The sequence below is a fragment of the Pantoea sp. 1.19 genome, assembly GCF_001922585.1.
GTDB lineage: Bacteria > Pseudomonadota > Gammaproteobacteria > Enterobacterales > Enterobacteriaceae > 1-19.
Window position 1 is genome coordinate 1 of sequence record NZ_MRBS01000023.1, and the last position, 5,305, is coordinate 5,305.

The following is a 5,305-nucleotide window of genomic DNA, read 5'->3' on the forward strand; positions in this document are numbered from 1 at the left end:
GGGAAACGAGGGTCAGCGCGTAATGGGTCTCATCATTCGACGAGGAGACGCGGCGAAACGATTTTACCACGCCGAATACCGTCCGGACCGGCAGCGCCGGTGTCCCGTCAAACATCGGGGTCTGGAAGGTAAATGACGCCGGCTTCAGCAGTAACGTTTCGCAGGCGATATCTCCAGAGGTGCAGGTCACCGCCACGTCATAGCGCCAGGGCTGGCTGAGGGACTCCACCGCGCTGAAGTGCAAGACATCCAGACATTCCGTGCAGCCATGCACATCAACCCGGTAACGTGACTGGCCGATCAGCTTTTCTGTCAGACTGAGTCCTTTATTCATCAGTGATCCACTCATTGCCGCGTTCCTTCTTCCTGTTCGTCAAATGTCAGCACGATGCCTTCTTCCTCATCCCTGGTAGGGCAAAATTACGAGATCCCGTAGCCCGCCTGGACTGAAGTAAGGTATTCATTGTCCATCGCTACACTTTGCATCTTTCTCTTCAAATCCGCCTTAAATCCTTTGAGCTGGATGTGTCTTTAGCTTAACGAGTCGCACCAAAGCTTTCCGGAATTATTTATAATGGGATTGTAGATACGTCTTGATTTCTGCTGCATTTTTATATTTGAAATGTAACTCTTCACCATTAAACTCTCCATTAAGGCCATTAAGATTCTGGTCTTTTTTTATAGAAGGGTTTATAGAAAGGCTATTAAGGGAATAGTTATAACCATAAACTTGATACGCAGTTCCATTTATCTTTTCCGCAGAGTGCCGTTGTTCCCATGAGATTAATACAATTACAAATTTTTTATTATTTATTTTTGTAAAAAAACCGTTTCCACATGAGTTTCACTACCATCGACATCGTAAGACTCCACTTTGATACTATTACCATTAGTTTCGAAATAAAAAGCTAATGGATAATTAGCATCATCCTCCTTCTTAATATAAACACTATCATTAGCATCTAGCTTAAATGGCCCTTGTACGATGTCATAAGCGGCTGATGCATAAAAAGAAATCAACAAAAGCAATTCTAATATAAATGCATGCATATATTACACCTTATCAATTTTTAACAATTGGGCTACCGCATTAAACCTCCGAACACGATCAGGATACCTCTAAGATTGGCGACAACCTTCGTCTCTTCCTTATGAATAAACACTCCTAGATATTTCTCTAACGTCAGGACAGGCTTTCTATATTTTCGAGTAAATTTGTATCTTGCATTAATTATTCAATTAATGATCTATATATTATGAAGTTATACAAGGTGTTATTTTTTTTATTCCATGTACCGCCAATAATATTACCATCTACAACCCCACTAAAAACCTCTTCAATTTCCCCATCCCTTCCCTTAACATTAAGAATTATTTTATTTTTGTTTATTCTCCCTATTAAAGGAATATTTTTTTTCACCCTATCGTAATAATAACTCCCTTCAACCCTTCCTTCGTCAATATTGAGAGACATTTTTATTACATATTTATTGTCAATCTTACCTGTAAATTTTTCATATGAAGGACAATTTTCCAAACAACCAAAATTCGCAATATTCATGTTATCACTATCTTTCGCATTAAGGGCAATTAATTGCATCTTTCCCACCACCCCATTAAGAACACTATCTAAAGAAAAATACAGGTCAGAACCAACATATTTATATTCACTATGCGTTTCAGAATGTTTTTTGCATATCTTAACAAATGCCCATTCAAACGGAGAAGTTACTGACTCTGAAATTGAAATGTTAGATGATTCACAATAGATACCATGCCAATACTTTTCGTTTTGGTTGAAGTCAATATCACTCGTCAGATACAGATATGAAAAGTCATTAAGTTTAGAATTAAATGATAATACCTCCTTTGTTTTGTTACTATTTGACACCTCTCTAATAAGCATATACTTACTACCTTTTTTTAAAAAATCTATTGTTTCAACAGCGCTTTCAATTTCAGGAATAGAAAAAATAAGGGTGTTTTTTTCAGCAACATAAATATAAATATCATTACCTTTTGTTTTTGCTATAAAATCACATTTTTTATCGCTTGTTTCCATGCAAGATAGTCCACTAGCAATTGTGATTGTTGGTGTTATTAGCGACAAAAAAAACAAGCCTACAATGCATTTAAAAGCTTTCATGTATGATTGCCTCAAATAATTTGGAGAAATCTTCAAACTCATCAGCTTTATCAGGTTTACCATGTACGTATCCATTTATTATAAGCCTTGCATTGAAATAGTCACTATTCGAACCACCAAGATATTTTTCTAATGCATGACCAGATCTAAACTTTCCATCTCTCATTCCCATCATCATTATTTTAACCGCTACTGGCAACGTAGATGCACTATCTGGTAACTTAACTAAATCTTCACCGGTCAGGATTTTAAATTTTTCATAATTTATTTTCCATGTTAATTGCACCAATCCTCGCCCTCTATATTTGTAACCATCACCCATTTCGGTATTATGATTTTTTATAGCACGCATCCTATTAGCAGCTGTCGGTCCTGAACCATAATCAATCTCAGCCTGAACGTAAGATACTTTTTCAGATGTAGGTGCAAAGAAATGTCTTTCCTCATATTTATAAGACTCTATCCTTAGCGTAGCAAGCATATATGCAACATATCTGGCATTGAATTCATCAAAATACTTATAGTATTGCTCTCTCATCTCAAGCAATAATTTTCGAAGCGATGATTCCGAGGCGGAATTCAAATCGGGTATTTTTATTTTTACTCCTCGGTCATAAAAACCAAATTTAACTGGATGCTGTATTTTATAAATCGAGATAAACTTTTCGATATCAAACCACTTAGCCTTCATTTTCAATTCATCCAAAAACACCACCGGATGAAAATGCCATACCGCTTCATCCTTATCAAAGGGGGGCACCTGACTCATCCATTCCAGATCCGCCTGCCATTTCTCACAGTATTTCACCTCCAGGACATCCAGATCCTTATAAAACCCTTCCCAGCGGCCTGTCGAACGGCCCCTACACCACTCACTGTGGTGTTTGACCACCAGCCGGTTCACCACGTTCTTCACCAGCGGATCCCGCACTGCCAGCGCCTGCCTGATTTCCTCTGCCGTCACTTTCCCGTCCTGGTTGCTGTCCATCTCTGCTATCAGGTCACGATAAAACGGCGGCACCAGACCGTACTGATACCCCGCACCCTGTTCAGCGGTTCGGCTTATCGCGCCAAACGCCTGAGGTATCCAGCTTTCATGTGCGCTGTTCATCACATCACCGCCGCTGCTTTCCTCCAGCGCCTGGAAACCCAGTTTCAGCAGGTCGTACTGCCCCACCTCTTCCACATCACCTTGCGGCAACCAGCCGCTTCCGCTGACCTTATACCACCCTTTTTGCGCTTCATCCGTAACAGGCGTTGCCGACTCCCGGGGGAGCAGGCACTGTGCGCTCAGTCGCGCTGATGTCGCGGTAAAGACGGGTTGTCCCGGGGTATCCTGCCGGGTAAACAGGGTTTTTCCTTTTGGCACCAGAACGGAGCGTTTATCACCTTTCACTTTTTCAGGGTTGGATAAAAATCCCGGCATGTTCGGGTCTGTACTCAGCACCTCCAGATGCACGAACCACTCTTTGTCCACAAGATGACTCCCCTCTCCCGGGGATTCCATACATCCCATAAAGCCGACGGGCGTTCCGGCACTGACCTTCCACTCTTCCGTTTCGCCCGTTAGCGCCACAGAGTCAAAAGCGCCTTTTTGTTTTGCCCTCTGCATCCACCCCGGCATCAGCGCCTGCATTTCACCGTCCTGCTCCATCAGTTCCGGATCCAGCGTCACCCAGTACTGCTCATGCCCGGGAATATTTTCTTGTAGTAAACGCACCAGTCCAAAGGTCGTCAGGGTAGCTTTGCCGTTCTTCGCCACATAAAAACGCCCGGTCCGGGAGGAGACAAAGCGGTCGCCCGCCTTCAGGCTCTTTTTCGTTTTTGCCGGGGCAGAATAAGTCCCGGCTTCCCCCTTATCCGGTTCTCCGTCCGGTAGCCCGTTTTGCCCGCTTTTATACTGGCGTAACCGTATGCCGCTATGGCCGTCTCTGACTTTGTAACAGGGCGACTTCGGATAATCCGCGACCGGGGCCAGATGCATATACAGACTGTAAAATTCCAGCCAGCTTTTTTCCTTTTGCGGATCGGGTTTACATAGTGATTTCACCAGCACAAAGCTGCTGCTGTAACGCAGTTGTTGTCCACAGTACGGAGCGGTCAGGTAGTCATGGTTTAACCGGTACGCGACGATAGTACCGTCTGCCATAAACTGGAGCGGCACAGGTTCCCCGGTATTGATCGCATCAGGGTTCAGGGCGGAAAAAGGATTAGAGATATCGCTGATATGGATCCCGCCATGCCAGAGGCCATTTGCCCCCAGTAACCAGGTTCCGTGCGCCTCGCCGTCGATAAGCCGCATAACCTCATCCAGTGAGCAAAATGCTTTACCGTTGGTGTCCCTGAGAGGATAGCTGATTTTCATAGTTGCTCCTTACCGTGAAAACCTTCCTCGCCGCTGGGGAGGGACCAGGTCCAGTGTGCCTTTCCTGAACGTCTCCGTGACGCCTTTTAATGATGCTTTTGTACCGGGAACCAGATAATTCGCCACTTTCATCACCATCATCCCCTCAGAACCGTGCTCAATGCCGTTTTTACTCAGCTTCATATACGATCCGCCGCCATTCAGCGTCAGCGTTTCCGGCGTGCTGATGGAAATCCCGTCCTCACTGCTGGTTATCAGCACCTGCTGCTTTGCCATAAGCGCCATCGTGTTGTGCTGAGCCTGAATCTCGATGTCTCCCTGGTTGGCAACCAGCTTCGCCCCCTCTTTATTCACAAACATCCCAAGGTTTTTTTCTACCGTTACAGAAAGATTTTTCATCGCACCGACATCAAGATGCTGACCGGCATTGATCATGGTGTTGCGGGTGCTGCTGAGCTGAAGGTGCTCGCCTGAGGTCAGTGCCACCCCCTGCGGCGCGCTGCACAGCAGGACCGCTGACTGTAGGTCTTTGATTCTGTCGGTGACGAGGCTTATCTGCGTGTTGATATCGGATACCAGCGCGCCGGCCGCTTCGGCGGCGCCGTTCAGGGCCTGCATCTGGCGGTTGGCCTGGTTAATCTGGTTTATCGCAGGGGCCATTTCCAGCACCGGCCCCTGCGCTTTGGCCTGGGCATCCGCCGTCAGGAACAGCCCTTTTGCCGCGCGGACTGCGCCATGCTCATCCGTTCGCAGTTCAAAACCGGCCCCGCGCTTTTCACGCTGGCCGTTGACCA

5 protein-coding genes are annotated in these 5,305 nt (G+C 45.4%); all 5 read right to left on the reverse strand.

Translation table 11 applies throughout. The annotated features are described in order from the left end of the window. The coding region (locus BS626_RS17810) for a contractile injection system protein, VgrG/Pvc8 family (protein WP_371328517.1) at positions 1–349 on the reverse strand (349 nt) is incomplete at its 3' end. 461 nt (positions 350–810) lie between these two features. Then, positions 811–1,050: a hypothetical protein gene (locus BS626_RS18190; protein ID WP_083615990.1), complete on the reverse strand. Its 240-nt coding sequence runs from the start codon at positions 1,048–1,050 to the stop codon at positions 811–813. A 181-nt stretch (positions 1,051–1,231) separates the two neighbouring features. After that, entirely contained in the window at positions 1,232–2,146 is a 915-nt protein-coding gene (locus BS626_RS18500) for a hypothetical protein (protein WP_139308874.1), read from the reverse strand. Then, positions 2,133–4,511: a hypothetical protein gene (locus BS626_RS17820; RefSeq protein WP_240494336.1), complete on the reverse strand. Its 2,379-nt coding sequence runs from the start codon at positions 4,509–4,511 to the stop codon at positions 2,133–2,135. The genes BS626_RS18500 and BS626_RS17820 overlap by 14 nt, the downstream gene beginning before the upstream one ends. A 9-nt stretch (positions 4,512–4,520) precedes the next feature. After that, positions 4,521–5,305, reverse strand: a 785-nt coding sequence (locus BS626_RS17825) for a type VI secretion system Vgr family protein (protein ID WP_139308875.1), incomplete at its 5' end; no start/stop codon positions are given.

Excerpts from the sequence above, each read along its gene's own strand:
- BS626_RS18500 (WP_139308874.1), bottom strand. The coding sequence starts at position 2,146 with ATGAAAGCTTTTAAATGCATTGTAGGCTTGTTTTTTTTGTCGCTAATA.
- BS626_RS17820 (WP_240494336.1), bottom strand. The coding sequence starts at position 4,511 with ATGAAAATCAGCTATCCTCTCAGGGACACCAACGGTAAAGCATTTTGC.
- BS626_RS18190 (WP_083615990.1), bottom strand. The coding sequence starts at position 1,050 with ATGCATGCATTTATATTAGAATTGCTTTTGTTGATTTCTTTTTATGCA.